The organism is Streptomyces sp. TG1A-8 (genome assembly GCF_030499535.1).
In the GTDB taxonomy this organism is placed as follows: domain Bacteria; phylum Actinomycetota; class Actinomycetes; order Streptomycetales; family Streptomycetaceae; genus Streptomyces.
The window spans coordinates 5,514,127-5,539,777 of the sequence record NZ_JASTLB010000001.1 but is presented as its reverse complement, the minus strand read 5'-3'; the positions used below and the strand labels follow the sequence as shown (position 1 = coordinate 5,539,777).

General features: G+C 74.3%; 19 protein-coding genes and 1 pseudogene. 2 read left to right on the top strand and 18 right to left on the bottom strand.

Annotated elements, in window-relative coordinates; genetic code table 11:
• Positions 1–126: 126 nt before the first annotated feature.
• The 9 genes from QQY24_RS24325 to QQY24_RS24285 all read right to left on the bottom strand — a co-directional run bounded on the left by QQY24_RS24325 (position 127) and on the right by QQY24_RS24285 (position 11,027).
• Entirely contained in the window at positions 127–1,191 is a 1,065-nt protein-coding gene (locus QQY24_RS24325; RefSeq protein WP_301974845.1) for a pseudouridine synthase, read from the bottom strand.
• Positions 1,192–1,203: 12 nt separating this feature from the next.
• The gene (gene scpB / locus QQY24_RS24320) at positions 1,204–1,854 is read right to left on the bottom strand and encodes an SMC-Scp complex subunit ScpB (RefSeq protein ID WP_301974844.1); all 651 of its coding nucleotides are present in this window, start codon (positions 1,852–1,854) and stop codon (positions 1,204–1,206) included.
• The gene (locus QQY24_RS24315) at positions 1,851–3,014 is read right to left on the bottom strand and encodes a ScpA family protein (RefSeq protein ID WP_301974842.1); all 1,164 of its coding nucleotides are present in this window, start codon (positions 3,012–3,014) and stop codon (positions 1,851–1,853) included. Before QQY24_RS24315 ends, scpB begins: the two co-directional genes overlap by 4 nt.
• A gap of 39 nt (positions 3,015–3,053) precedes the next feature.
• Complete coding sequence (locus QQY24_RS24310) at positions 3,054–3,608, bottom strand: hypothetical protein (protein WP_301974841.1); 555 nt, start codon at positions 3,606–3,608, stop codon at positions 3,054–3,056.
• On the bottom strand, positions 3,593–4,726 hold the full coding sequence (locus tag QQY24_RS24305) for a ParA family protein (protein WP_301974840.1): 1,134 nt from the start codon (positions 4,724–4,726) through the stop codon (positions 3,593–3,595). Before QQY24_RS24305 ends, QQY24_RS24310 begins: the two co-directional genes overlap by 16 nt.
• Before the next feature lie 414 nt (positions 4,727–5,140).
• On the bottom strand, positions 5,141–6,265 hold the full coding sequence (ald, locus tag QQY24_RS24300; RefSeq protein WP_301974839.1) for an alanine dehydrogenase: 1,125 nt from the start codon (positions 6,263–6,265) through the stop codon (positions 5,141–5,143).
• Between the two features lie 139 nt (positions 6,266–6,404).
• Positions 6,405–8,462 carry a tetratricopeptide repeat protein gene (locus QQY24_RS24295; protein ID WP_301974837.1) on the bottom strand — a complete coding sequence of 686 codons (2,058 nt, stop codon included), beginning with the start codon at positions 8,460–8,462 and terminating at the stop codon, positions 6,405–6,407.
• A gap of 170 nt (positions 8,463–8,632) precedes the next feature.
• Positions 8,633–9,259, bottom strand: coding sequence for an NUDIX hydrolase (locus tag QQY24_RS24290; RefSeq protein ID WP_301974836.1), 627 nt, complete (start codon positions 9,257–9,259; stop codon positions 8,633–8,635).
• Positions 9,260–9,359: 100 nt separating this feature from the next.
• Positions 9,360–11,027: a CTP synthase gene (locus QQY24_RS24285; protein WP_301976345.1), complete on the bottom strand. Its 1,668-nt coding sequence runs from the start codon at positions 11,025–11,027 to the stop codon at positions 9,360–9,362.
• A gap of 532 nt (positions 11,028–11,559) precedes the next feature.
• Between QQY24_RS24285 and QQY24_RS24280 the strand changes: the two genes are divergently transcribed.
• A complete protein-coding gene (locus tag QQY24_RS24280) occupies positions 11,560–13,362 on the top strand; it encodes a glycoside hydrolase family 15 protein (RefSeq protein ID WP_301976344.1) in 1,803 nt (600 codons plus the stop codon).
• A gap of 190 nt (positions 13,363–13,552) precedes the next feature.
• The gene (locus QQY24_RS24275; protein WP_301974835.1) at positions 13,553–15,280 is read left to right on the top strand and encodes a PucR family transcriptional regulator; all 1,728 of its coding nucleotides are present in this window, start codon (positions 13,553–13,555) and stop codon (positions 15,278–15,280) included.
• Here QQY24_RS24275 and QQY24_RS24270 read toward each other — a convergent pair.
• The 9 genes and pseudogenes from QQY24_RS24270 to QQY24_RS24230 all read right to left on the bottom strand — a co-directional run bounded on the left by QQY24_RS24270 (position 15,244) and on the right by QQY24_RS24230 (position 25,572).
• Entirely contained in the window at positions 15,244–16,380 is a 1,137-nt protein-coding gene (locus QQY24_RS24270) for a glycosyltransferase family 4 protein (RefSeq protein WP_301974833.1), read from the bottom strand. The two genes, QQY24_RS24275 and QQY24_RS24270, sit on opposite strands and share 37 nt — an antisense overlap.
• 967 nt (positions 16,381–17,347) lie before the next feature.
• Positions 17,348–18,223 (bottom strand): annotated as a pseudogene (locus tag QQY24_RS24265) (alpha-amylase family glycosyl hydrolase); the annotation flags it as partial.
• A 120-nt stretch (positions 18,224–18,343) separates the two neighbouring features.
• Complete coding sequence (gene recN, locus QQY24_RS24260) at positions 18,344–20,086, bottom strand: DNA repair protein RecN (protein WP_301974832.1); 1,743 nt, start codon at positions 20,084–20,086, stop codon at positions 18,344–18,346.
• 180 nt (positions 20,087–20,266) lie between these two features.
• Entirely contained in the window at positions 20,267–21,172 is a 906-nt protein-coding gene (locus QQY24_RS24255) for an NAD kinase (protein ID WP_301974831.1), read from the bottom strand.
• Complete coding sequence (locus tag QQY24_RS24250; protein ID WP_301974830.1) at positions 21,169–21,984, bottom strand: TlyA family RNA methyltransferase; 816 nt, start codon at positions 21,982–21,984, stop codon at positions 21,169–21,171. The genes QQY24_RS24255 and QQY24_RS24250 overlap by 4 nt, the downstream gene beginning before the upstream one ends.
• Before the next feature lie 7 nt (positions 21,985–21,991).
• Positions 21,992–22,279, bottom strand: a complete 288-nt coding sequence (locus tag QQY24_RS24245) for a hypothetical protein (RefSeq protein ID WP_301974829.1) — start codon at positions 22,277–22,279, stop codon at positions 21,992–21,994.
• A 361-nt stretch (positions 22,280–22,640) separates the two neighbouring features.
• Positions 22,641–23,489: an ABC transporter ATP-binding protein gene (locus QQY24_RS24240; protein WP_301974828.1), complete on the bottom strand. Its 849-nt coding sequence runs from the start codon at positions 23,487–23,489 to the stop codon at positions 22,641–22,643.
• Positions 23,486–24,532, bottom strand: coding sequence for an iron chelate uptake ABC transporter family permease subunit (locus tag QQY24_RS24235; protein WP_301974827.1), 1,047 nt, complete (start codon positions 24,530–24,532; stop codon positions 23,486–23,488). The genes QQY24_RS24240 and QQY24_RS24235 overlap by 4 nt, the downstream gene beginning before the upstream one ends.
• On the bottom strand, positions 24,529–25,572 hold the full coding sequence (locus QQY24_RS24230) for an iron ABC transporter permease (RefSeq protein WP_301974826.1): 1,044 nt from the start codon (positions 25,570–25,572) through the stop codon (positions 24,529–24,531). Before QQY24_RS24230 ends, QQY24_RS24235 begins: the two co-directional genes overlap by 4 nt.
• Between the last annotated feature and the right edge of the window lie 79 nt (positions 25,573–25,651).

Genomic DNA, 25,651 nt, shown 5'->3' with positions numbered 1-25,651 from the left:
TTAATAGTCAGATTGACTTTAAATGGTATCGGGTGCCGTCCGCAACCCCCGGCGGCCCCGTCCGGCACACGGCGACGGCCGGCCCCGGGAACCCGGGACCGGCCGTCGCGGACGTGCGGGCGCCCGCTAGAGGTCGACCTCCTGCATGAGCATCCCGACCTCGGTGTTGGACAGGCGGCGCAGCCAGCCCGACTTCTGGTCGCCCAGGGTGATCGGACCGAACGCGGTGCGCACCAGCTTGTCGACCGGGAAGCCCGCCTCGGCCAGCATGCGCCGCACGATGTGCTTGCGGCCCTCGTGCAGGGTCACCTCGACCAGGTAGTTCTTGCCGGTCTGCTCCACCACCCGGAAGTGGTCCGCGCGCGCGTAGCCGTCCTCCAGCTGGATGCCGTCCTTCAGCCGCTTGCCGAGGTCGCGCGGGATCGGGCCGACGATGTGCGCGAGGTAGGTCTTCTTCACGCCGTACTTGGGGTGGGTGAGGCGGTGCGCCAGCTCGCCGTGGTTGGTGAGCAGGATGACGCCCTCGGTCTCCGTGTCGAGCCGGCCCACGTGGAACAGGCGCGTCTCGCGGTTGGTGACGTAGTCACCGAGGCACTGACGGCCCTCCGGGTCCTCCATCGTGGAGACCACGCCGGCGGGCTTGTTCAGCGAGAAGAACTGGTACGACTGCGTGGCGACCGTCAGGCCGTCGACCTTGACCTCGTCCCTCTCCGGGTCGACCCGCTTGCCCTGCTCGGTGACGATCTCGCCGTTGACCTCGACCCGGGCCTGGTCGATCAGCTCCTCGCAGGCGCGCCGGGAGCCGTAGCCCGCGCGCGCGAGGACCTTCTGCAGCCGCTCGCCCTCCTGCTCGGCGCCGGGGAAGGTCTTCGGGAGCTTGACCTCCTTCTTGCCGGCGTACCGCTCCCGGTTGCGCTCCTCGACCCGCGTCTCGTACTCGCGGGAGCGCGCCGGGGCCGTACGGCCGTCCTGCTGGGGCCGCCTGGGGCCGCCCTTGGCGCCGCCGCGGGCCGCGCCGCCGCGCCCGGCCTTGGGGCCGTCCTTGGTGGCGCCGGGGCCCACGTCGTAGCGGCGCTCCTCGGGGCGGGGCCTGCGGGGACGGCCCTGCCCCTGCTTGTCGTCCCTGTCGTTGCCGGCACCGCGGTAGTTACCGCGCCCGCCGCCGCTCTTGCCGCTGCCGCTGCTTCGCATCAAAGTTCCGTCTTAGTCGTCCGCGTCCTGACCGCCGGGCGCGTCGGGCGCGTCCGGGTCGAGCGACAGAACCCCCTCCTGGGTCTCGGCCTCGATCGCCTCCGCCTCCGGGAGGAAGGGCGCGAGTTCCGGAAGCTCGTCCAGGCCGCGCAGGCCCATCCGCTCCAGGAAGTGGTTCGTCGTCCTGTACAGGATCGCACCTGTTTCGGGTTCCGCGCCCGCCTCCTCGACCAGACCGCGTTGGAGGAGGGTGCGCATCACGCCGTCGCAGTTGACCCCGCGCACGGCGGAGACGCGGCTGCGGCTGACCGGCTGGCGGTAGGCGACGACCGCGAGGGTCTCCAGCGCGGCCTGGGTGAGGCGGGCCGTCCGGCCGTCCAGCACGAGGCGCTCGACGGCGGCGGCGTACTCGGCGCGGGTGTAGAAGCGCCAGCCGCCCGCGACGAACCGCAGCTCGAAGCCGCGGCCCTGCGCGGTGTACTCGTCGGCCAGCTCGCGCAGCGCGGCCGCGACCTGCCGCCTCGGCCGCTCCAGGACCCCGGCCAGGCGCTCCTCGGTCACGGGTTCGTCCACGACCATGAGGACCGCCTCCAGGGCGGGTTTGAGGTCGGGTCCGGCGACGGCGGGCGGGCCGGCCGGGGCCCCGGCGGTCTCCTCGTTCACGGCTTCCCCTCCTCCTCGGGCCCGTGCGGGGGCCGGTCGAACTCGTCGGTGACCGCCGGCGCCCGGTCCCCGTCACCGCCGGCCCAGCGCACGAGCAGCTCGCCGAGCGCGGTCTCCTGCTCCAGGACGACGGCCCTCTCGCGGTACAGCTCCAGCAGGGCGAGGAACCTGGCCACCACGGTGAGGGTGTCGCCGGTGTCCGCGACGAGGGCCCGGAAGCTGGCCTCGCCCAGTTCCCTGAGCCGCGCGACCACGATCCCGGCCTGCTCCTGCACGCTGACCAGCGGGGCGTGGATGTGGTCCACGCGGACCTGCGGTTCCACCCGGGGCCGCATCGCCCTGACCGCGAGCCGGGCGAAGCCCTCGGGACCGATGCCGAGGACGACCTCGGGCAGCAGCTCGGCGTGCTCGGGTTCCAGGCCCACGGTACGGGGACGGCGGCGGGCCTCGTCGTCCAGGCGCGCGGCGAAGATGTCGGCGACCCGCCTGTAGGCGCGGTACTGCAGGAGGCGGGCGAACAACAGGTCCCGGGCCTCCAGCAGGGCCAGGTCGGCCTCGTCCTCGACCTGCGCGGCGGGCAGCAGCCGGGCCGCCTTCAGGTCCAGCAGGGTGGCGGCCACGACCAGGAACTCGGTCGTCCGGTCCAGGTCCCAGTCCGGCCCCGCGGCCCGGATGTGCGCCATGAACTCGTCGGTGACCTTGGACAGGGCCACCTCGGTGACGTCCAGCTTGTGCTTGGAGATCAGCTGGAGGAGCAGGTCGAAGGGGCCCTCGAAGTTGGCGAGCCGGACCTTGAAGACCCCTTCGCCGAACGCCTCGCCGCCCGCCCCGGCCACGTGCCCGGCCGCCGGCCCGGGGGCACCGCCGGCACCCGGCCCGGCTGCGGTGCCGGCACCCGGCCCGGGCCCACCGGCGGGCCGCGGCCCGCGCTCCGGTGTCCCCGCCCGGGCCGGCTCGGGCTCCGGTTCCGCCACGGGCCGGGGAGCGCCCGCGGTCCCGCGCCGCGGCTCGCCCGTGCAGGGGGGTGGCTCGCAGGGCAGCGGCCCGGGGGACGGCGGGTGCTCCCCGGTGCGGGGTGCGCGCGGTTCGGGCGGAGGTGCTCCGGGGCCCCGGCCCAGTGCGCGTCTGCGACCGGGGGCGGGAGCGTCGTTCGGGGTCATGGCCGTCGTCAGGCTACCGCTTGCCGCCCGGGGAACCGGCTAGCGGCCCCGCAGCCGCCGTACCAGGATGCTCGCGTCGCCCCGGGACTCCAGGTCGGCCAGGACCACGGCCACCGCCTCGCGGACGATGCGCCCGCGGTCCACCGCCAGTCCGTGCTCGCCCCGGAGCACCAGACGGGCGTGTTCCAGGTCCATCAGTTCCTCGGCCGAGACGTACACCGTGATCTTCTCGTCGTGGCGTTCGCGCCCGCTGGGCCGCCGGGTGGCCCCCCGCCCCCGCTTGCCCGGCTGCGCCGCCGCCGCGGGAGCGTCGTCCGGTGCCGTCTGCCGCCGCGCCGGGCGGGCGCGGGACTCGCCGGCCCCGGTCTGCTCGGCGTCCGCCGCGACGTGCTCCGCGCCCTCTCCGTCGCCGCCCTGGACGGGCACCGACTGCGGCACGTCCTCGGCGGCGGCCGCCTCGTCGCTCTCCCCCGCGGGAGCCGGCACCCGGGCCTCACCGTTGGCCCCGCGCCGGGGCGTGGACGGCTGGAGCGCCATCCCCCCGGTCGTGCGGAACAGTTCGTCGGCCCCGGGCAGACTCACTCGGCGTGACACCGGGCGAGCACCTCCCTGGCGAGCTGGCGGTAGGCGGCGGCGCCGACGGAGTTGGAGGCGTAGGTGGTGATCGGCTCACCGGCGACCGTGGTCTCCGGGAAGCGGACCGTGCGGCCGATGACCGTGTGGTAGACGTGGTCGTCGAAGGCCTCGACCACGCGGGCCAGCACCTCGCGGCTGTGCACCGTGCGCGAGTCGTACATCGTGGCGAGGATGCCGTCCAGTTCCAGCTCGGGGTTGAGCCGCTCCTGGACCTTCTCGATGGTCTCCGTCAGCAGGGCCACGCCGCGCAGGGCGAAGAACTCGCACTCCAGCGGCACGATCACCTTGTGCGCGGCCGTCAGTGCGTTGACCGTGAGCAGGCCGAGCGAGGGCTGGCAGTCGATGACGACGTAGTCGTAGTCGGGCAGCAGCGGCTTCAGGGCGCGCTGCAGCGTCGACTCGCGCGCGACCTCGGAGACCAGCTGCACCTCGGCGGCCGACAGGTCGATGTTGCTGGGCAGCAGGTCCATGTTGGGGACCGCCGTCTTCAGCAGGACCTCGTCCGCGGACATGCCCCGCTCCATGAGCAGGTTGTAGACCGTGAGGTCCAGCTCCATCGGGTTGACACCGAGACCCACCGACAGCGCGCCCTGCGGGTCGAAGTCCACGAGCAGCACGCGCCGGCCGTACTCCGCGAGCGCGGCACCCAGGTTGATGGTCGACGTCGTCTTGCCGACGCCGCCCTTCTGGTTGCACATCGCGATGATCTTCGCGGGACCGTGGTCGGTCAGCGGGCCCGGGATCGGGAAGTACGGCAGGGGGCGTCCGGTCGGGCCGATGCGCTCACGGCGCTGGCGGGCCGCGTCGGGCGCGAGCGTGGCCGCGTACTCGGGATCGGGCTCGTACTCGGCGTCGGGGTCGTAGAAGTGCCCCTCGGGCAGTTCGTCGTAGTCGGCGAAATGGTTGTGGGGCGCGCCACTTCCGTCGCCGGCCATGGCGTTCACGTGATGGCCATCCATGCTCTGGTGTGCTCTCCGGGCCGGCTGCGAGCCCGGACTCTGGTGGGCTGCGAAGGTGCGCACAGCGACGGAGCCGACAGCCTCGAATCCCGCGGAGCCCTGGCCCCGTACAGGCATTCCTGGTTGACCACCCCCGGGAGAAAATGTCGACTCATTCACAAGTCGTCTTACCTCCTTGGTGACCAGGGAACTTCTAGACAAGGTCAGCGTGGCACCATGCCGACGGTTGGCGACTCTATGGCGTGTCGGCGGTCCGCAGCAACACAATCCGCCGGACCCGGCAGGATGTGTCGGCAATGAAACATCCCTCTGTCAAGGGCGTACGGCCGTCGCGCGGCGGATTTCGGTGGTGTACGAATCGGCTGAAGGGGCGCGTTCGAGACGAGAAGGCCGAGTGCCGCAAAGTGACCATACACACATCCGGCCGGACCTTGTCGGGCAAGGTCCGGCCGGACGCGTGCGGTTGACGACCCGAGTTGACGAATCGCCTTTTGCACAACGGCGACTTGGCGACTCCGCGGGCCGGTCGGCTCAGCCGAGCAGGGAGTCCAGCTCCACGTGCTCCAGGCCGTGCGCCTCGGCGACCTCCTTGTACACGACCTTGCCGTCGTGGGTGTTGAGCCCCTTGGCGAGTGCGCGGTCGCGGCGCAGCGCCTCCGCCCAGCCGTTGTCGGCGAGGGAGACGATGTAGGGCAGCGTCGCGTTGGTGAGGGCGTTGGTGGAGGTGTTCGGCACCGCTCCGGGCATGTTGGCGACGCAGTAGAGGACCGAGTCGTGGACCCGGAAGGTCGGCTCGGCGTGCGTGGTGGGGCGGGAGTCCTCGAAGCAGCCGCCCTGGTCGATCGCGATGTCGACAAGGACACTCCCGGGCTTCATCCGCGACACCAGCTCGTTGGTGACCAGCTTCGGGGCCTTGGCGCCCGGGATGAGGACCGCGCCGATGACCAGGTCGGCGTCGAGGACGGCCTTCTCCAGCTCGAAGGAGTTGGACATGATCGCCTTGACCCGGGTGCCGAAGATCCTGTCGGCCTCGCGCAGCTTGTTGATGTCGCGGTCCAGCAGGGTCACGTCGAAGCCCATGCCGACGGCGATCTGGGTGGCGTTCCAGCCGGAGACACCGCCGCCGATGACGACGGCCTTGGCCGGGGTGACGCCCGGGACGCCACCGGGCAGCACGCCGCGGCCGCCGGCCGCGCGCATCAGGTGGTAGGCGCCGACCTGCGGGGCCAGGCGGCCCGCGACCTCGGACATGGGGGCGAGCAGCGGCAGCCCGCGGCCGGGCAGCTCGACGGTCTCGTAGGCGATCGCCGTGGTCCCGGACGCCAGCAGGGCGTCCGTGCACTCCCGGGAGGCGGCCAGGTGCAGGTAGGTGAAGAGGGTCTGGTCCTTGCGGAGGCGGTGGTACTCCTCGGCGATGGGCTCCTTGACCTTCAGCAGCAGGTCGGCGGCGGCCCAGACCTCGTCGGCGGTGTCCAGGATCCCGGCGCCGGCGGCCACGTACTCGGCGTCCGTGATCGAGGAACCGAGGCCGGCGCCCCGCTCGACGACGACCTGGTGCCCGTGGCGCACCAGCTCGTGCACACCGGCGGGGGTGATGGCCACCCGGAACTCGTTGTTCTTGACCTCGCGGGGGATGCCGACCTTCACGTCGATCACGGTCCTTGGCTCAGAGGGTATGGAGGGGTGTGATGCATGACATACCCAGGCATGCGGGGCACACCGGGAGACACCGCAGGAGAACGTGCGGCAGAGCCAGTTTAATGAAGGTGTTCCGACTGTCTAGCCTTCCATTGCATCAATCTTCGTCGGATGCACTGCGGATTTCGCAGGCGTTAGCGGATTGTTCCTGGCTTGCTTCGCCTTCCGGGGGCCCCTCGTCCAGCATGCGCGCGGCCGCCGAGCGGTGCAGACGGGCCGCCGCGGGGTCGCCGAGCCGGTCCAGGGTGTCGGCCAGCCGGAGCTGGAGCGCCGCCTGCAGCCGCGCGTCCTCGGCGCGCCGCGCCCACTCCACCGCCTCCAGGCAGGTGCGCAGCGCCTCCTCGGGCCGCCCCGCGTACTCCTGGACCCGGGCCAGTTCGCTCAACGCGCGCGCGTGGGCGGCCACATCGCCCTCCTTGCGGTGTCCGGCCGCGGCGGCCCGCCAGTTCCTGAGCGCCTCGCCGTAGCGGCCCGCGTAGGTGTGGGCGGTGGCGATCCGGCCGTACAGCCGGGCGGCCTGCGCGCGCTCGCCCCGGGCCAGCCGCTCGGCCAGCGCCCGGCCGAACCAGTCCGCGGCCCGGTCGTGGTCGGCCAGTTCCTGGTAGGCGCCGCCTACGGATTCCATCGCGCGGCCGGTCGCATACGGGTCGTTCGCCTCGCGTCCCGCGTCCAGGGCGGCCCGGTAGCGGGCCAGCGCGTCGCGGGTGCGGCCGGTCCGGGCGTCCAGGTCGCCCAGGTTCAGCAGGGCCGCGGCCTTCTCCCGGGGCAGTCCGCGCCGCTCGGCGACGTCGAGGACCAGGCCGTGGACGCCGTACAGGTCGGCCGCGGCGGCCTGGGTGCCCTCGTGCGCCACGAGGGCCCTGACCAGCTGGGACATCAACCGCCGGGCGAGGGTGTCCAGCTCGCCGTCGGCCACCGCGAGACGGGCGGCGGCCAGCAGCGCGGGCCGCCGGACGCGCAGCCAGTCGGCGGCCGCGCGGGGAGTGGGGAAGCGCAGCTCGGGGGGCAGCCCGCCGAGCTTCTCCCGGGACTGCGGGTCGTCCGTCCCGGTGATCGCCCGGCAGGCCTGCAGCAGCCGGACGGTCCGCTCCAGCATCCGGGCGCGGGCCAGCTGCAGCTCGGCCGGGCGGTCCCGGCTCTCGGCGAGGGCGCGCAGCATGGGGTGCAGGCAGCCGGGGACGTCGTACTCGGGCAGCGGGGAGTCCACGGCGTGCAGCAGGCCGAGGGTGACGAACTCGTCCAGGGTGGCGCGGACGCCGCCGACCGAGCAGCCGGCGAGGGCCGAGGCGGTGTGCGGGTCGATCAGCCCGGCCGGGGCCAGCGACAGCAGCCGCAGTATCCGGGCGGCCGGGGCGGGCAACTGCTCGTGGACGAGCCGGAAGACGCGGGCGAGCGGGGTGCCGTCGCCGGTGTCGGCGTGCAGGCGCTTGGCGAGGTCGGAGAGCGCGGCCGTGGGGCGGGCGGCGAGCCAGCCGCCGGCCAGGGTGAGCGCGGCCGGCTGGCCCTGGCAGGCCTCGGCCAGGCTCTCGGCCGACCGCGGGTCGACGGTGACGCGCACCGCGCCGGCGTACCGGGTGAGCAGTTGCACCGACGACTTGGTGTCCAGGCCGCCCAGGGTGCAGGGGCGGACGTCGGCGATGCCGGTGAGCGGACCGCGGGAGACGGCCACGACCAGGCAGTCGGGGGCGTCCGGGAGCAGCGCGTCGACCTGTTCGGCGCCCGCGGCGTCGTCCAGCAGGAGCAGCGCCCGCCGCCCGGCGAGGGCGGCGCGCAGCGCCTCGGTCAGGTCGTCCTCGGCGGCTCCCGCCGGGGCCCGCACGTCCAGCGCGGCGAGCAGTTCGCGGGCGGTGCGTTCGACCGGGACCGGGGTGCCGTCGGGGTCGCTGAGCCGGGCCCGCAGCACTCCGTCGGGGTAGCGGTCGGCGACCTGGCGGACGAGTTCCGCGGCGAGGGCGCTGCGGCCGGAGCCGGGACGGCCGGCGATGAGCAGGACGCGCGCGCGGGGGGCCTTGCGGCCGGAGAGGGTGTCCAGGCCCGCGCGCTCGATGTCCGCACGCAGTTCCTTCAACTCCCGTGTGCGCCCCAGGAAATGGCCCCCCGTGGCCGAGTGCGCCGACAACCGCACACCACCTGCGTCCACCGCCTGATCCGTCACGGGCCACACTCCCGTCCCACCGCACGCGCAAGCCCGCCGGGTCTCCGGTACGGGCGTTTTCCAGAGCCTAGTTCAGGCTCCGTGGCGTTCCCCGCGGAGCGCGGCGGGCGCATCCCCCGATCGGATCAGGCGATCGTCACACCGGATGGCCGGATGTCGCCCCCGCGGCGTCAGGAGGTGAAGGGGCGCGCGGGCCAGGGGGCGTCGGCCGGGCGCAGGACGTCCAGTCCGTCCCCGCCGCGCGCGGCGACCAGGGACAGCACGCCGACGACGAGGCAGTTGTTGTGCACGTCCCCGGCCAGCACCCGGCGCACCAGCTCGTCGACCGGCACGCGCGCGTGCTGCATGTCGGTCTCCTCGTGCTCCGCCTCGAAGCGCTCGCCCTCGGCGTCGGACAGCTCGCGGGCGAGGAAGATCCGCACGGCCTCGTCGCAGCCGCCGGGAGTGGTGTACACGTCGGTCAGCACCCGCCAGTCCCCGGCCTTGACGTGCGCCTCCTCGTACAGCTCGCGCTGTGCGGCGTGCAGCGGGTTCTCGCCGGGCACGTCGAGCAGGCCGGCCGGGATCTCCCACAGCTTGTGCCGCACCGGGTGGCGGTACTGGTTGATGAGCAGGACCCGGTCCTGTTCGTCCAGGGCGAGGACGGCGACCGAGCCGGGGTGCACCTGGTAGTCGCGGTGGACCACGGAGCCGTCGGGCATGACCACGTCGTCGGTGCGGACGGAGGTCTTGCTGCCGGTGAACGGGGTCGTGGTCGCCCGGATCTCCCACTCCTCGGGGATGTCCTTGATCGTCATGCCCTGTCCTTCCACACGTGCGAGAGGAAAACCGGCCTCGTACGACGACCGGGGTGCCCACCTCGCGGATGAGTACCCCGGCCACCGTACAACTGGTGCGTCACCTGGAATTCTTCCGCTCGACGGAGGCCTTCACGAGGCCGGCGAACAGCGGGTGCGGACGGGTCGGCCGCGAGCGCAGCTCGGGGTGCGCCTGGGTGGCGACCAGGTAGGGGTGGACGTCGCGCGGGTACTCGACGTACTCCACGAGCTTGCCGTCCGGGGAGGTGCCCGAGAAGAGGATGCCGGCCTTCTTCTCCAGCTCCGCGCGGTAGGCGTTGTTCACCTCGTAGCGGTGGCGGTGCCGCTCCTCGACGTACTCCTTGCCGTCGTACACCTCGCGCACGATCGAGCCCTCGGCCAGCTTCGCCGGGTACATGCCGAGCCGCATGGTACCGCCCATGTCGCCCTCGCCGGCGACGATGTCGAGCTGCTCGGCCATGGTGGAGATGACCGGGTGGGCGGTGGCCGGGTCGAACTCGGTGGAGTTGGCGTCCGGGACGCCGGCGAGGTTGCGCGCGGCCTCGATCACGATGCACTGCAGGCCCAGGCAGAGGCCGAGCAGCGGGATCCTGTTCTCGCGGGCGTAGCGGATGGCGCCGACCTTGCCGAGCACGCCGCGGTCGCCGAAGCCGCCCGGGATGCAGATGCCGTCGACGTCGGAGAGCTGCGCCTCCGCGCCGGCCGGGGTCTTGCAGTCGTCCGAGGTGACCCACTTGATCTTCACGCGGGCCCGGTTGGCGAAGCCGCCGGCGCGCAGCGCCTCGGTGACCGACAGGTAGGCGTCGGGCAGGTCGATGTACTTGCCGACCAGGGCGAGGGTGATCTCGTGGTCGGGGTTGTGGACGCGGTCGAGCAGGTCGTCCCAGGTCGTCCAGTCCACGTCCCGGAAGGGCAGGTCCAGCTTGCGGACCACGTAGGCGTCCAGGCCCTCGCCGTGCACGGTCTTGGGGATGTCGTAGATCGAGCGGGCGTCGGGGCAGGCGACCACGGCGGCCTCGTCGACGTCGCACATCAGCGAGATCTTGCGCTTGATCGCGGTCGGCACCTCGCGGTCGCAGCGCAGCACGATCGCGTCCGGCTGGATGCCGATGTTGCGCAGCGCCGCCACGGAGTGCTGGGTCGGCTTGGTCTTCAGCTCGCCCGAGGGGCCGATGTACGGCAGCAGGGAGATGTGCACCACGAAGACGTTGTCCCGGCCGACCTCGTGGCGGACCTGGCGGACGGTCTCCAGGAACGGCAGCGATTCGATGTCGCCGACCGTGCCGCCGACCTCGGTGATGACGACGTCCACCTCGTCGGTGGCCATGCGCCGGATGCGGTGCTTGATCTCGTTGGTGATGTGCGGGATGACCTGCACCGTGTCGCCCAGGTACTCGCCGCGCCGCTCCTTGGCGATCACGGTCGAGTAGACCTGTCCCGTGGTGACGTTGGCGGAGCCGTCCAGGTCACGGTCGAGGAAGCGCTCGTAGTGCCCGATGTCCAGGTCGGTCTCGGCGCCGTCGTTGGTGACGAACACCTCACCGTGCTGGAAGGGGTTCATCGTGCCCGGGTCGACGTTCAGGTAGGGGTCCAGCTTCTGCATCACGACGCGCAGGCCGCGGGCCTTGAGCAGCATGCCCAGGCTGGAGGCGGTGAGGCCCTTGCCGAGCGAGGAGGCGACGCCCCCGGTGACGAAGATGTGCTTGGTCGTCGTGGCTGAGCTGTTTCGGAAAGCAGCGGGCGGCATGGCCAAGAGGGGGCTCCCGTGGTCGCGGTCTGTCGTGCGGTGCGGCTGCCGTCCCGGACGCTGCCGGAGGTGCCGTCGCTGCGGTTCGGGGGTTTTCTCGCCCACCGGTCCACGGGCTACCAGGGTATCAGCGCCGCAGGGAGATGGCCCCCCGGCCACGCTCCGCACCCGCGCGGACACCCAGCGCCCGCAACCCGGCCGTCCCGGGCCCGCACGACCACCCGGCATCACCCGGCGCTCACCCGTTCGGCCCACACGGGTTGTCCGGAGCGGCACACAGATCATCTGGTCGCGTCGTATCCTGCTCGGACACTCACTGCCGAGCCCGGCCGGAACGACGGCACACCCCCGCCCGCATCCTCCGGAACAACGAGAGCGCGGCAGTTCGTTGAGCAAAGACTGCCGTTTTGCCCTAGGACTCGGCGGGCTGCTTTGCTTCACCGCTCAACGACGCACAACAACAACCCCCCTGACCTCATCAGCGACAGCCCCCTGCTCGGGGGGTGACGTGGCCGTTCGACTGGAGTTGCACGTGGCCGGGCGCATCGAAGACTACGCACTCATCGGAGACATGCAGACCGCAGCCCTGGTCTGCCGGGACGGCACAGTGGACTGGCTGTGCCTGCCCCGCTTCGACTCGCATGCCATCTTCGCCGGTCTGCTGGGTACCGAGGAGCACGGCTTCTGGCGGCTCGGCCCGGCGCACGCGGCCGACGCGGAACCGCCCAGGGCGGCCCGGCGCGGCTACCGCGGCGACTCGCTGGTCCTGGAATCGGAGTGGGACACCCCGCGCGGCACGGTCCGCGTGACCGATTTCATGCCCCCGCGTGACGGCGCCCCCCAGCTGATCCGGATCGTGGAGGGCGTCACCGGCCGGGTGCCGATGCGCTCGGCGCTGCGGATGCGCTTCTCCTACGGCCGCGTGGTGCCCTGGGTGCACAAGCACGAGGGCCGGACGGTGGCGGTCGCCGGACCCGACTCCGTGTGGTTCGACACGGAGATCGACACCTACGGCAAGGCGCTGACCACGTACGCGGACTTCACGGTCGCCCCGGGTGACCGGATCGCCTTCACGATCTCGTGGGAGCCCTCGCACAAGCAGCCGCCGCCGCTTCCGGAGCCGGAGCAGTCGCTGGAGGCGACGGAGGACTTCTGGCGCGAGTGGGTCGAGCACTGCACGTACCACGGCCCGTACCGCGAGGCGGTGGTCCGCTCGCTGATCACCCTGAAGGCCCTGACGTACGCCCCCACGGGCGGCATCGTCGCGGCCCCCACCACCTCGCTGCCCGAGGACATCGGCGGCGTGCGCAACTGGGACTACCGCTACACGTGGCTGCGGGACGCGGCGATCACCCTGTCCTCGCTGCTGCGCACCGGCTACCGCGAGGAGGCCCGCGCCTGGCGCGAGTGGCTGCTGCGCGCGGTCGCCGGCGACCCGGAGAACCTGCAGATCATGTACGGCATCGCCGGTGAGCGCGAGCTGGGCGAGGCCGAGCTGGACTGGCTGCCCGGCTACGAGGGCTCGGCCCCGGTCCGGGTCGGCAACGGCGCCGCGCACCAGCTCCAGCTGGACGTGTACGGCGAGGTCACCGAGGCCCTGCACCTGGCGCACATGACGGGTCTGGCCCGCAACGACTACGCCTCCCTGCTCCAGCTGAAGCTGATCAGCTACCTGGAGGGCCACTGGCAGGACCCGGACGAGGGGATCTGGGAGGTGCGCGGGCCGCGCCGGCACTTCGTGCACTCCAAGGTGATGGCCTGGGTGGCGGTGGACCGCACCATCAAGCTGATCGAGTCCGGTGACGCGGACGGCCCGCTGGAGCGCTGGCGCGAACTGCGCGACGACATCCACCGGGACGTGTGCGAGAAGGGCTACGACGAGGAGCGCAACACCTTCACCCAGTCCTACGGCTCCAAGGAGCTGGACGCGTCCTTGCTGCTCATCCCGCAGATGGGCTTCCTGCCGCCGGACGACAAGCGGGTCATCGGCACCATCGAGGCGATCCAGCGCGAGCTGTCCACCCCGGACGGGTTCATCCTGCGCTACCCGACCGAGGGCCAGGACGCGGGCGTCGACGGTCTGCCCGGCGACGAGGGCGCGTTCCTCGCGTGCTCGTTCTGGATGGCGGACGACCTGGCGATGATCGGCCGGGTGGACGAGGCCCGCCGGCTGTTCGAGAAGCTGCTCGCCCTGCGCAACGACCTCGGTCTGCTCGCCGAGGAGTGGGACCCGCGCCTGAAGCGCCAGGTGGGCAACTTCCCCCAGGCCTTCAGCCACGTCCCGCTGATCGACACCGCGCTGCGGCTTACGGCGTCGGGGGCCTACGGCGGCTGAGCCGCCCCCGCACGGCGCCCCGTGGTCCCCGCACCGCCGCCGGACCACGGGGGCGCCGTGCCGTGCCCGGCGGGCCGGTGCCCGTCGTTCTCCCTCCCCCCGCCCTGCGGCCTCGCGTCCCCCGGGCACCGCGGCCTCCGCGGCCTCGCGGAGGTGTCACCTGAACGTGTCCACGGGTAGCGTCCGCCGCATGGACAGCCGCACGGACCACCGATTCGACACCCAGGGCGCGGGGATCACCGTGCAGCGGGCCCTCGAACTGCCCGGGCTGCGCAGCGGGCTGCCGGAGACCGTGGCGGGCGCGGACCGGCTGGGTCGGACCGTGCGCTGGGTGCACGCGGGCGAGGTGCCGAACATCGCCTCACTGCTCAAGGGCGGCGAACTGCTGCTGACCACCGGGTACGGCCTGGGCAGCCGCCCGGCCGAGCAGCGGGCGTTCGTGCGCACGCTCGCCGAGCGGGGCATCGCCGCCCTGGTGGTGGAGCTGGGCCCGCGCTTCACCCGACTGCCGGCCGCCCTGGTGGACACCGCCCGCGCCGCCGGACTGCCGCTGGTCCAGCTGCACCGCGAGGTGCCGTTCGTCGCCGTCACCGAGGAGATCCACACCGAGATCGTCAACGGGCACTACGCGCTGCTCCAGCGGGCCGAGGAGGTGCACCGCCGCTGCACCGGGGCGCTGCTGGACGGGGGCGGGGTGCCGCAGGTGCTGGAGGTCCTGGCCGGCTTCGGCGACAACCCGGTGTTCCTGGAGACGGCGGACGGCCGGCTGCTGTACGCCGCCGGGGCCGGACCCGAGGGCACGGACCCGCTGCAGGTGTGGGAGGGGCTGCGCGGCCCGCACAAGGACGCGCCGCCGCCGGCGGGCTCGGTGCTGGTGGACGTGCCCGGCGGCGGGCCCGGGGCCGGTTCGGTGCGGGCCCGTCTGGTGCTGCTGCCGGTCCGCTCGCCGCTGGCGGCGGTGCACCGGATCGCCGCCGAGCGGGCCGCGGGCACCCTGGCGGTGGTGCTGATGCAGGCCCGGCAGGAGGAGGAGCTGGCGGCGCGCGGGCGCGGCGACTTCCTCACCGATCTCGCCGAGGGCCGCGTCACGGCGCAGGATGCCCCGGCGCAGGCCCGTGTCCTCGGCTTCAGGCCCGGCGACGGCCCGCTGCTCCCGGTCGTCATGCGCGTCGGCGACCCCCTCCCCCTCGACGGCACCGCCCGCGCGGGCGGTGCCGGGGACGGGAGCGGCTGGGCGGTGCTCGCCCGCGCGGTCGCCGAGGAGCTGGCCTCGGTGGGCGTACCGGCGCTGCTGGGGGTGCGGCCGGTCGAGGGCCGGGTGCCGGTGCTGCTCGGACTGCGCGCGCAGGCGGACCGGCCGGCGGTCGCGGACCGGGTGGCGGCGGCGCTGCGGGCGGGCGCCGAGCGGGCCGGGATGCGGCGTCCGGACGCCCCGCCGCCGGTCGTGGTGGTCGGGGCGGCCGGTGACTGGGCGACCGCGTCGGCCGGGCTGAGGCACGCGGCGGAGACGGCGACCGCGGCCCGGGGACTGCCCGACCGCCCCTGGTACGACGCCCGCCGCCTCGACATCGACCTGCTGCTGTGGCGGCTGCGCGACCATCCCGGCCTCGCGGCCTTCGTGGACCGGGCGATCGGCCCGCTGCGCGACCACGACGACCGCGCCAGGCCGCCCCTGCTGCCGACCCTGGAGACCTACCTGGCGCACGCCGGCCGCAAGGCCGAGACCGCCCGCGAACTGCACCTCAACCGCCAGACCCTGTACAACCGGCTCGCCCGCATCGGGGAGTTGCTGGGCACCGACCTCGACGACCCGCAGACCGTGCTGGCGCTGAGCCTGGCCCTGCGCGCCCGCCGGCACGTGGTCCAGGCACCCGGCCCGGCTCAGGCGAGCGGCCGGGGCTGGGTGAGCTCGTCGTAGACGCTGAGCACGTGCGCGACCGTCTCCTCCTCGGTCGGCCAGGTCGCCGTCTGCCTGACGCTCCGCTCGCGCAGCAGTTCCCGCCGCCGCGGGTCCGCGAGCAGGCGTACGACGGCGCCCGCGAGGACCTCCGCGTCGCCGTACGGGACGAGTTCGGCGGCGTCGCCCACCAGCTCCGGGACGCCGCCGACGGCGGTGGCGACGAGCGGTACGCGCGCGTGCAGCGCCTCCTGGGCGAGCAGGGAACGCGCCTCCCACCTGCTGGTCAGCACCACCAGGTCGGCAGCGGTGAGCAGTTCGGGCACGTCCTCGCGCCGTCCGACGAGCCGTACCGGCAACTCCTCGTCCTCGATGCGCCGTTGCAGCACCGACCGCAGCGGTCCCTCCCCGGCGACGATCACCAGGGGGACGGGGTCGAGGTCCCGCCACGTCCGCGCCGCGTCCAGCAGGACCTCGTGGCCGCCCTGCCGGTCCAGGGAGCCGACCGCCATGAGCAGCGGGCGTCCGGTGGCGCCGAGGTCGGCGCGGACCTTGGAGCGCAGCCGGTCGGGGTCGGCGGGGTCGACGGGCGGGCGCCGCCCGGGCAGGGTCACCGCGGCGAGCCGGGCGTCCCGCGCGCCGGTCCGGCGTGCCCGGTCCACCAGGTCGGAGGTGGTGCCGAGGACCACGGCGGCCGCCCGCGCCACGCGCCGCTCCAGCAGCCGCAGCAGGTGCGCCCGCGCCCCCTCCGCCCGGACGCGGTTGTGCCAGGTCACCACCAGGGGGGTGTTGCGTCCGCCGAGCGCGAGCACGGCGCGGAAGGCCGCGTGCAGGCCGTGCGCGTGCACCAGGTCGGCCTCCGCGCAGGCCGCCCGGAGCGCGGCCACGGAGGCCGGGTCGCCGCTGCGCGGCACGTGCACGTGCTCGGCGCCGGCCCCGGTGAAGTCGTGGGCGCGGTCGGCCTCCGCGGGGGCGCACACCCTGACCCGCACGCCCCTCGAGACGAGGCCCTCGGTCAGGGAGCGCACGTGCGCACTGCTGCCGGCGCTGCCCCCGCCCAGCACCTGCACGGTGCGCAGCGGCGTCTGGCCGTGCGGTGCGTTGCTGCTCACGGGGCTCACGGGCCGGGGCTCCTGATGTGGCGCGGGGCGGTCGCGGGGGAACGTACAGAAGGTAGCGGGTGCAGCGGGCGCGGAGGGCGCGAAGGACGTGCCGCGCGCCTGCCGCGCGGACCGCGTTCTCCGTCAAGCATGCCAGGACACAGGGGCGTTGCGGGAGATCCGGCCCGGCACAGCGTGCGGCGGCCGGGGCCACGCGCCGGGGCGCATCACCCGGCCGGGTGAGGGGGCCCGGTCCGGCCGAGCCGTCCCGTTCTCCCCTCCCCCACCGCGTCCCGAGGTGGACACCCACAGCACCCGCGCCCGCGCTCCCACCCGGTCCCGGTGCCCGGCGGCGGCCGCGACGGCGACGGCGACGGCGTGCGCGGGCGGGCCCGCCCGCCGCCCGCGACGACGGCGGTGCCGGGTACCGCGCCCGGGCCCCGGCAGCGCGCCCGCGACCGGGCCGGCGGCGGGCCGGTGTGCTCATGCCGTCGCCGTACGGGGGCCCGGGGATCGCGCGGAGGGGGCGCGGTGCCCCCTTCACGGCGCCCCTACGGGATTCCCGGAGCCGTGGCCACGCACCAGCCGAGCCCCGGCAGGGACAGGGTTCCGGACGGGGCGTCGACGGCGCCCTCCCCGCCTCGGGCGTCCAGGAGGCTGCGGGCACCGCGGCCACCGCGGGCGCGGTGGCGAAGTTGAGTCCGACCGCGACGGCGGCTCCCCCTGCGGGATCGGTGAGGGTGTAGCCGAGCACGGCGTCGTCCAGGGTGTGGACCTCCGTCCGCGCCCGCACCAGCCAGGGGTTGCGCCGGCGCAGGCCCACCAGGGTCCGGTGGAGCCGCTCCGCGCCCAGCCGGTCGGGGCCGAGGTCCGCGGGGTCGGCCGGGAACGCCGGGCGGACGGCGTCGTCCCCGCCCGCTCGGTCCTCCTTGACCCCCTGCCAGGCGCGCTCGTCGCCGGCGTACACGGACGGGACGCCGCCGACGGTGAACAGCACGGCGAGGGCGTGTGCCAGGTGCCGGGGCTCGCGCAGCCTGCTGGCGATCCGGGTGACGTCGTGGTTGCCGACGAACGTCTGCGGCACGAAGGTGCCGAGCATGGCGTTGTGGCGCGTGAGCGCCCAGGCCAGTTCGTGCGGGTTGACGTCGTTGAGCGAGCTCCAGATCGCCTTCCACAGCTCGTACTGGGTGACGGAGTCCAGGCCGCCCTCCGTGACGTACGCGGCGTAGTCCCCGTGGATGACCTCCCCGCTGAACCACGCCCCGGGGTGCCGGACCCGCACCCGGTCGGTGACGGTGCGCCAGAAGGGCGGCGGCACGGCGTACGCGGCGTCCAGCCGCCAGCCGGCCACGCCCCGGTCGAGCCAGTACTCCAGGACGGAGACCACGTGGTCGGCGACGGCGGGGCTGGAGTGGTCGAGGGCGACCAGGTGGCGGTGCCCCTCGAAGGTGCGAAAGTCGTCGCCGTCGGGCACGAACCAGTCCGCGTACGGCGAGGCGGCACCGTTCCGCAGCACGTCGGCGAACGGTCCGAAGGACCGGCCCACGTGGTTGAAGACCCCGTCCAGCAGGACCCGTACGCCGCGCTCGGCCGCGCGCGCGACCAGCTCGGCCAGATCGTCCTCGGTGCCCAGGCGGGGGTCGATCCGGAAGTGGTCGACCGTGTCGTAGCCGTGCGTCTCGGCGGCGAAGACCGGGCCGAGGGCGAGGCCGTTGCAGCCCAGCCCGAGCAGGTGGTCCAGCCAGTCGGCCAGGGCCGGCAGCCGGTGGCGCGGCGGCTCGCCCGGGGGCAGGGCGGCGCGTTCGGCACCGAGGAAGCCGAGGGGGTAGACGTGCCACCAGATGGCGTGGTCGGACCAGGGCACGGAAGCCTCCGTCAGCGGGTTCGGGCCGGGCGGCCGGAGCGGCCGCCCGGTGGGTCGGCGAGGCGGTCCACCGGGTGCGCGACGGGCGGCACCTGCCCCTGCCGTCCGCCACGGTGGTGCTCAGGCCTCGGCACGGGCCGTGGCCAGCAGTTCCTCGGCGTGGGCCCGGGCCGCCTGCGAGTCCTCCTGGCCGGCCAGCATCCGGGACAGCTCCCGGACCCGTTCCTCGCCCTCGAGCACCTTCACACCGGACCGGGTGACGGACCCGTCGTTCGTCTTCTCCACCAGCAGGTGCCGGTCGGCGAACGCGGCGACCTGCGGGAGGTGGGTGACGACGACGACCTGCGCGGTCCTGGCGAGCTTCGCCAGGCGCCGCCCGATCTCGACGGCCGCCTTGCCGCCGACACCGGCGTCGACCTCGTCGAAGAGGTACGTCGGCACCGGGTCCGTGCCCGCGAACACGACCTCCACGGCCAGCATCACGCGCGACAGCTCGCCGCCGGAGGCGCCCTTGGCGATGGGCCGCGGCGGCGCTCCCGGATGCGGGGCGAGCAGCAGTTCCACCTCGTCCACGCCCGACGGCCCGTACGCGACCGTGCGCCCACCGACCTCGACGCCTTCGGGGTCCTCGGTCTGCCGGATGTCGAAGGACACCCGCGCGTGCGGCATCGCCAGCGAGGCCAGCTCGGCGGTCACCGCGGCGGCGAACCGCCCGGCGGCCTCCGCCCGCGCGTCCGTCAGGGCCTGCGCGAGGGCACCCAGCTCGACGCGCAGCGCGTCCCGTTCGGCGGTCAGCTCCTCGATCCGCTCGTCGTCGCCGTCGAGTTCGGTGAGCCGCGCGGCGCTGTGCTCGGCCCAGGCGAGCACCGCGCCCACGTCGGCGCCGTACTTGCGGGTGAGGGCGTTGAGCGCGGCCCGGCGCTCCTCCACGGCGGCCAGCCGCAGCGGATCGGCGTCCAGGTCGTCGGCGTATCCCGCCAGCTCGCCGGCGACGTCGCCCACCAGGATGCCGATCTCCCCGATCCGGTCGGCCAGCGAGGCCAGCGCCGGATCGTGGGACCGCACGGCCTCCAGCGCCCGGCCGGCGCCCGCCACCAGGGTCGAGGCGTCGATGCCCTCGGGGTCCTCGGGGTTGCCCGCGAGGGCGGCGTGCGCGACGGTGGCGGCGGACGCCAGGGCCTCGGCGTGCCCCAGCCGCTCCGCCTCCTCGGCCAGCTCCACGTCCTCCCCGGCCCGGGGCTCCACGGCGGCGATCTCGTCCAGGCCGTAGCGCAGCATGTCGGCTTCCTGGGCGCGCTCACGGGCGCGCGTGACGATCTCCTCCAGCTCGGCGGAGACGGTCCGCAGCCGCCGGTGGGCCTCGGCGTATTTGGCCAGCGGCCCGGCCACGGCGTCACCGGCGTACCGGTCGAGCGCCTGTCGCTGCCGGGACAGCTTCAGCAGCCCCTGCTGGTCGGTCTGCCCGTGCACGGCCACCAGGTCGTCGGCCAGCTCGGCGAGCAGTCCCACGGGCACGCTGCGCCCGCCCAGGTGCGCCCGGGAGCGGCCCTCGGCGGACACGGTGCGGCTGATCAGCAGGGCCCCGTCGTCCAGCTCGGCCCCGGCCTCCTCGGCGCGTACGACGGCGGCGGCGTCCGCGGGCACGGCGATCCGCCCCTCCACGACCGCCTTCCCGGCCCCGATCCGTACGAGCGCCGGGTCCGCCCGCCCGCCGAGCAGCAGTCCCAGGCTGGTGACCACCATGGTCTTGCCCGCGCCCGTCTCACCGGTGACGGCGGTGAACCCCGGCGACAGCTCCACGACGGCGTCGTCGATGACCCCGAGTGACCGTATCCGCATTTCCTCCAGCACGGAACAGACCATACGAGGTCCGGGCGGGAGAGTGCACACGGCCCGCCCGCGCCACTGCGGGGAGTGCCCCCGCGGTGGCGCGCGGCACCCGCACCGCCGGCGGAACCGGAGGCGGCACGCGCGGACGGCCGGGGCCTTCCGTCCGGAGCGGGCCGGACCCCGCGGGGGTCCGGCCCGCTCCGGACGCGGGCCCTAGTGGGGCGCCCCCCGCCACCCGGCGACGGGCAACGCGAACTTCGCCACCAGCCGGTCCGTGAACGAGGCGTGGTGCAGCCGGGCCAGCCGCACCGGCACGGCACCCCGCCGCACCTCCACCCGCGCCCCGGGCGGCAGTTCGACGGTGCGCCGCCCGTCGCACCACAGCACCCCCGGCGGGATGTGCGGCAGGACCTCCACGGCGAGCACCGAGTCCGGCGAGGTGACCAGCGGCTTGGCGAACAGCGCGTGCGCGGAGATCGGCACCATCAGCAGCGCCTCCACCTCCGGCCACACCACGGGCCCCCCGGCGGAGAAGGCGTACGCGGTGGACCCGGTCGGCGTGGACAGGACGATCCCGTCGCACCCGAAGCCCGTCACCGGCCGCCCGTCGATCTCCAACACGACCTCCAGCAGCTTCTCGGCGCCGGCCTTCTGCACGGCCGCCTCGTTCAGCGCCCAGTCGGTGTGCACGATGTCGCCGTTGCGGTGCACGACGACGTCGACGGTCATCCGTTCCTCGACCTCGTACGACCGCGCCACCACCCGGTCCACCACCCGGTCGAGGTCGTCCCGCTCGGCCTCGGCCAGGAAGCCGACGCGCCCGAGGTTGACGCCGAGCATCGGCACCCCGGAGGCCCGCGCGAACTCGGCGCCGCGCAGCAGCGTGCCGTCGCCGCCGAGGACGATCAGCAGTTCACAGCCGTCGAGGCACTGCGGTGTCGCCTCCGTGACGAGTTCCACCTCGCCGGACAGGGGCAGGTCGCGCGCCTCCTCCTCCAGCACCCGCACTCCGATGCCGGACCGCTGTAGTCCCTTGACCACGAGCTCCGCGCTGCGGATCGCCGCGGGCCGCCCGGTGTGGGCGAGCAGGAAAACAGTACGCGCTCGGTTCTGTGTCAACGCGGCCCCTCCGCCACTGCTCGGTCGACGTCGGCCGGGTCCGGTGCGGGAGCACCGGCTCGCAGCCAGAGAAAGTACTCGACATTGCCCGACGGGCCGGGCAGCGGGCTCGCGGTGACGCCCCGCACCCCGAGCCCCAGCTCCCAGGCCCGCCCGGCCACCGCCCGCACGGCCTCCGCCCGCAGCTGCGGGCTCCGTACGACCCCCCCGCTGCCGAGCCGCTCCTTGCCCACCTCGAACTGCGGCTTGACCATCATCACCAGGTCGGCGTCCGGCCCGACGCACCGCTTCAGGGCGGGCAGCACCAGGCCGAGCGGGATGAAGGACAGATCACCCACGACAAGGTCCACCGGCTTCCCGTCGATCACCTCCAGCGTCAACTCCCGTACGTTCGTACGGTCCTTGACGGTGACGCGTTCATCTTGCCGCAGGGACCAGGCGAGTTGGCCGTATCCGACGTCCACGGCGACGACGTGCGCGGCGCCCGCGCGCAGCAGGACGTCGGTGAAGCCCCCGGTGGACGCGCCGGCGTCCAGCGCGCGCCGGCCCGCGACGACGAGCCCCTGCGGGACGAACGCCTCCAGCGCTCCGGCGAGCTTGTGCCCGCCGCGGGAGACGTAGTCGGGGTCGCTGTCGTCGGCCCGGACCACGATCGCCGCCGCGGTCTCCACCTGTGTGGCCGGCTTGGTCGCCACGGTCCTGCCGACGGTGACCCGCCCGGCGGCGATGAGCTGGCTGGCGTGCTCCCGCGAACGCGCGAGCTTCCGGCGGACCAGCTCCGCGTCCAGACGGCGGCGTGCGACTCCTGCCACGTTCGGTTCAGCTCCTGCTCTGGTGGTGCGGCGGCGGGGGCCCCGGAGGTCCCGGGCGGACGTCGAGCGCGGTGAGCGCGTCGCGCAGCCCCCGGTGCACATCCTCGTACACCTCCAGGTGTCCGTCGGTGGCCAGGTGGTCGGCGTCGGCCAGCCGCTCCAGCCCGGCGTCCACCCCGGCGTCGCCCGTGGGGGTGCGCGGGACGTTCAGGGGGGCGGGGGCGGCGGGGTCGTCCTCCCGCGGCGCCCGCGCCCCCTCCCCGGGGGTCTCCGTCTGCGGTGCCGAGTCGTTCATGCCCAGACGCTACCTCGAACCGCCGGGGTACCGTCACGGCCGATGGCCACGATCGGGGAGTGCCGCGCCGCGCTGGGACGGCTCCCGCGGAACGTGCGGGGCGCCGGGGGCGACGTCCGCGCGGCCGCCGCCCTGGGGCCGCTCGGTGAGCCGCCACGTCACCGGCCTGGACGCCAGCTTCACCGGCCGGCCGGCGGCCGGATCGGGTGGACGGCATCCGTCCCGGGCCGCCGCGCGCGGGGCCCGGACAGGGCTCGCCGTGGCCGGCGACGGCCTGGTGGCCCTGGTGGGCGGCGGGCCGGACTCCGCGACCACCCGGAGGCGGGCGCGGCCGGAGGCGGCCTGGTGGACCTGCTCCGGCTCAGGAAGCTGCCGTGACCCTCGCCGTGCGCCTCCTGCGGGCCGCCGGCACCACCAGCGGGGTCCCGGTCTCGGGGTCGTCGATGACCTGGCAGCGCAGCCCGAAGACCTCCTCGACCAGCTCGGCCGTCACGATGTCGTCCGGGGCGCCCTGGGCGATCACCCGTCCGCCGCGCAGGGCGACGAGGTGGGTGGCGTACCGGGCGGCGTGGTTGAGGTCGTGCAGGACGGCGACCAGGGTCCGGCCCCGGTTCTCGTGCAGCTCCGCGCACAGGTCGAGGACGTCGATCTGGTGCTGGATGTCGAGGTAGGTGGTCGGCTCGTCCAGGAGCAGCAGCGGGGTCTGCTGGGCGAGCGCCATCGCGATCCACACGCGCTGCCGCTGGCCGCCGGACAGCTCGTCCACGTACCGGTCGGCGAGTTCGGCGACCCCGGTCTGCGCCATGGACTCGCGCACGACCCGCTCGTCCTCGGCGGACCACTGGCGCAGCAGGCCCTGGTGCGGGTAGCGGCCGCGGCCCACCAGGTCGGCGACCGTGATGCCCTCCGGCGCGATGGAGGACTGCGGCAGCAGGCCCAGGGTGCGGGCGACCTTCTTCGCCGGCAGGGACTGGATGGCCTGCCCGTCGAGCAGGACCCGGCCCCCGCTCGGCTTCAGCATCCGCGACAGGGCCCGCAGGAGCGTCGACTTGCCGCACGCGTTCGGGCCGACGATCACCGTGAAGGACCGGTCGGGGATCTCCACCGACAACCGCTCGGCGATGACCCGCTGGTCGTAGGCGAGGGTGACGTTCTGGGCGGACAGGCGGTTCACAGTGCTCCTCGGGGTGTTCGCGTTCGTGCCGCTCATATCCGGCCCGCCCGGCGCTCGGCGACCAGCAGCCACAGCAGGTAGCCGCCGCCCAGCACGCCGGTGACCACGCCCACGGGCAGCTGGTCGGCGCCGAAGGCGCGCTGCGAGGCCCAGTCGGCGGCGACCAGCAGGGCGGCGCCCATGCACAGGGAGGGCACCAGGTTCGGGCCGGGCGAGCGGGTCAGGCGCCGGGCGAGCTGCGGGGCGGTCAGCGCGACGAAGCTGACGGGCCCCGCGGCGGCGGTGGCGGCGGCGGTGAGCAGGACGGCGCAGACCATCGCCACCAGCCGGACGCGCTGCACGCGCACCCCGAGGGCGTTGGCGGTGTCGTCGCCCATCTCCAGCATCCGCAGGCCGCGCGCGTGGACGAGGACCACCGGGAAGAGCACGGCGCACAGCCCGAGCAGCGGCCGCACCTGGTCCCAGTCGCGGCCGTCGAGGGAACCGGTCATCCACACCACCGCACGCGTCGCGTCGACCAGGTCGGCCTTGGTGAGCAGGTAACCGTTGACGGCCGTGGCGATCGCGGAGACGCCGATACCGACCAGGACGAGCCGGTACCCGTGCACCCCCTGCTTCCAGGCGAGGACGTAGATGGCGGTGCCGGTCAGCAGGCCGCCGGCCAGCGCGCCGGCGGTGACCTGGGCGGGGCTGCCGGACATGAGCACGATGACGACCAGCGCGCCGGCCGTCGACCCCTGCGACAGGCCCAGGACGTCCGGGCTGCCCAGCGGGTTGCGGGAGACCGACTGGAACAGCGCGCCGCCCAGGCCGAGCGAGGCGCCGACCAGCAGGCCGACCAGGACGCGGGGCAGGCGCAGCTCGTTGACGATGAAGTCCTGGTAGGCGGTGCCGTCTCCGGCCAGGGTGCGCAGCACGTCGGCCGCCGGGATCTTCGCGTCGCCGGTGCCGATCAGGGCCACGCCCGCGGCGCCGGCGGCGGCCAGCAGCAGCACGACGGCGGTCAGGGCGCGGACGTCCAGGCGCACCGACAGCCCGCCCGGGGTGCGCACGGCTCGGGTGGTCCGTCCGGTCTTCACAGCTGGGCCGTCCTGCGTCGTCGTACGAGAAGGATGAACACCGGACCGCCGATGATCGCGGTGACGATGCCGACCTGGAGTTCCGAGGGCCGGGCGACGACCCGGCCGAGGACGTCGGCGCCGAGCAGCAGCACCGGCGACAGGACCGCGGCGTACGGCAGGATCCAGCGCAGGTCGGGCCCGGTGAAGGAGCGCACGGCGTGCGGAACCATCAGGCCGATGAACACGATCGGGCCGCAGGCGGCGGTCGCGGCGCCGCACAGCACGGTGGCGGCCAGCATGGCCAGTGCGCGGGTGCGGCCCAGGTGGGCGCCGAGGGCGCGGGCGGTGTCGTCGCCCATCGCCATGGCGTTCAGCGGCCGGGCGAGCCCGAGCGCGAGCAGGGTCCCGGCCGCGAGGAACGGCAGGACCTGCACGATGGTCGAGTCCGTGGCCGAGGCGAGCGAACCGACCGTCCAGAAGCGCATCTTGCCCAGCGCCGCGCCGTCCATGATCATCACGGCCTGGAGGTAGCCGTAGAGGGCGGCGCTGACGGCGGTCCCGGCGAGCGCGAGCCGCACCGGTGTGGCGCTGCGGCTGCCGCCGAGGAACCACACCAGCGCCCCCACCGCCGCCGCCCCGCCGAAGGCGAACCACACGTAGCCGGTGAGACTGGTGACGCCGAAGCAGGTGAGGGCCGTGACGACGGCGGCGGAGGCGCCGGCGTTGATGCCGAGCAGCCCGGGGTCGGCCAGCGGATTGCGGGTGAGCGCCTGCAGCACCGCCCCGGACAGGCCGAGCGCGGCCCCGGCCAGCAGGCCGAGGACGGTCCGCGCGAGCCGCTGGTCCACGACGACGTCCCCGTAGGTCCCTGTGTCGTGGAACAGACCGTGCCAGACCTGGTCCGGCGACAGGGCCTTCGCCCCGATCGCGATGCTCACCGCGGCGACGAGCACCAGGAGCACGGCGCCGGCGAGGAGCCCGAGCACCCGCGCCGCCCGGCGGGTCGGGGGCGCGGGGGCGGTCTCCGCGCGCTGTTCCGGAGGACTGTCGACCAACACGAGGTTAGGTTAGCCTACCCTCCCATCCCTTCACGATGTCCGGTGCCGGTGAACAGGCCCCGGGCGGACGGAAGCCGGC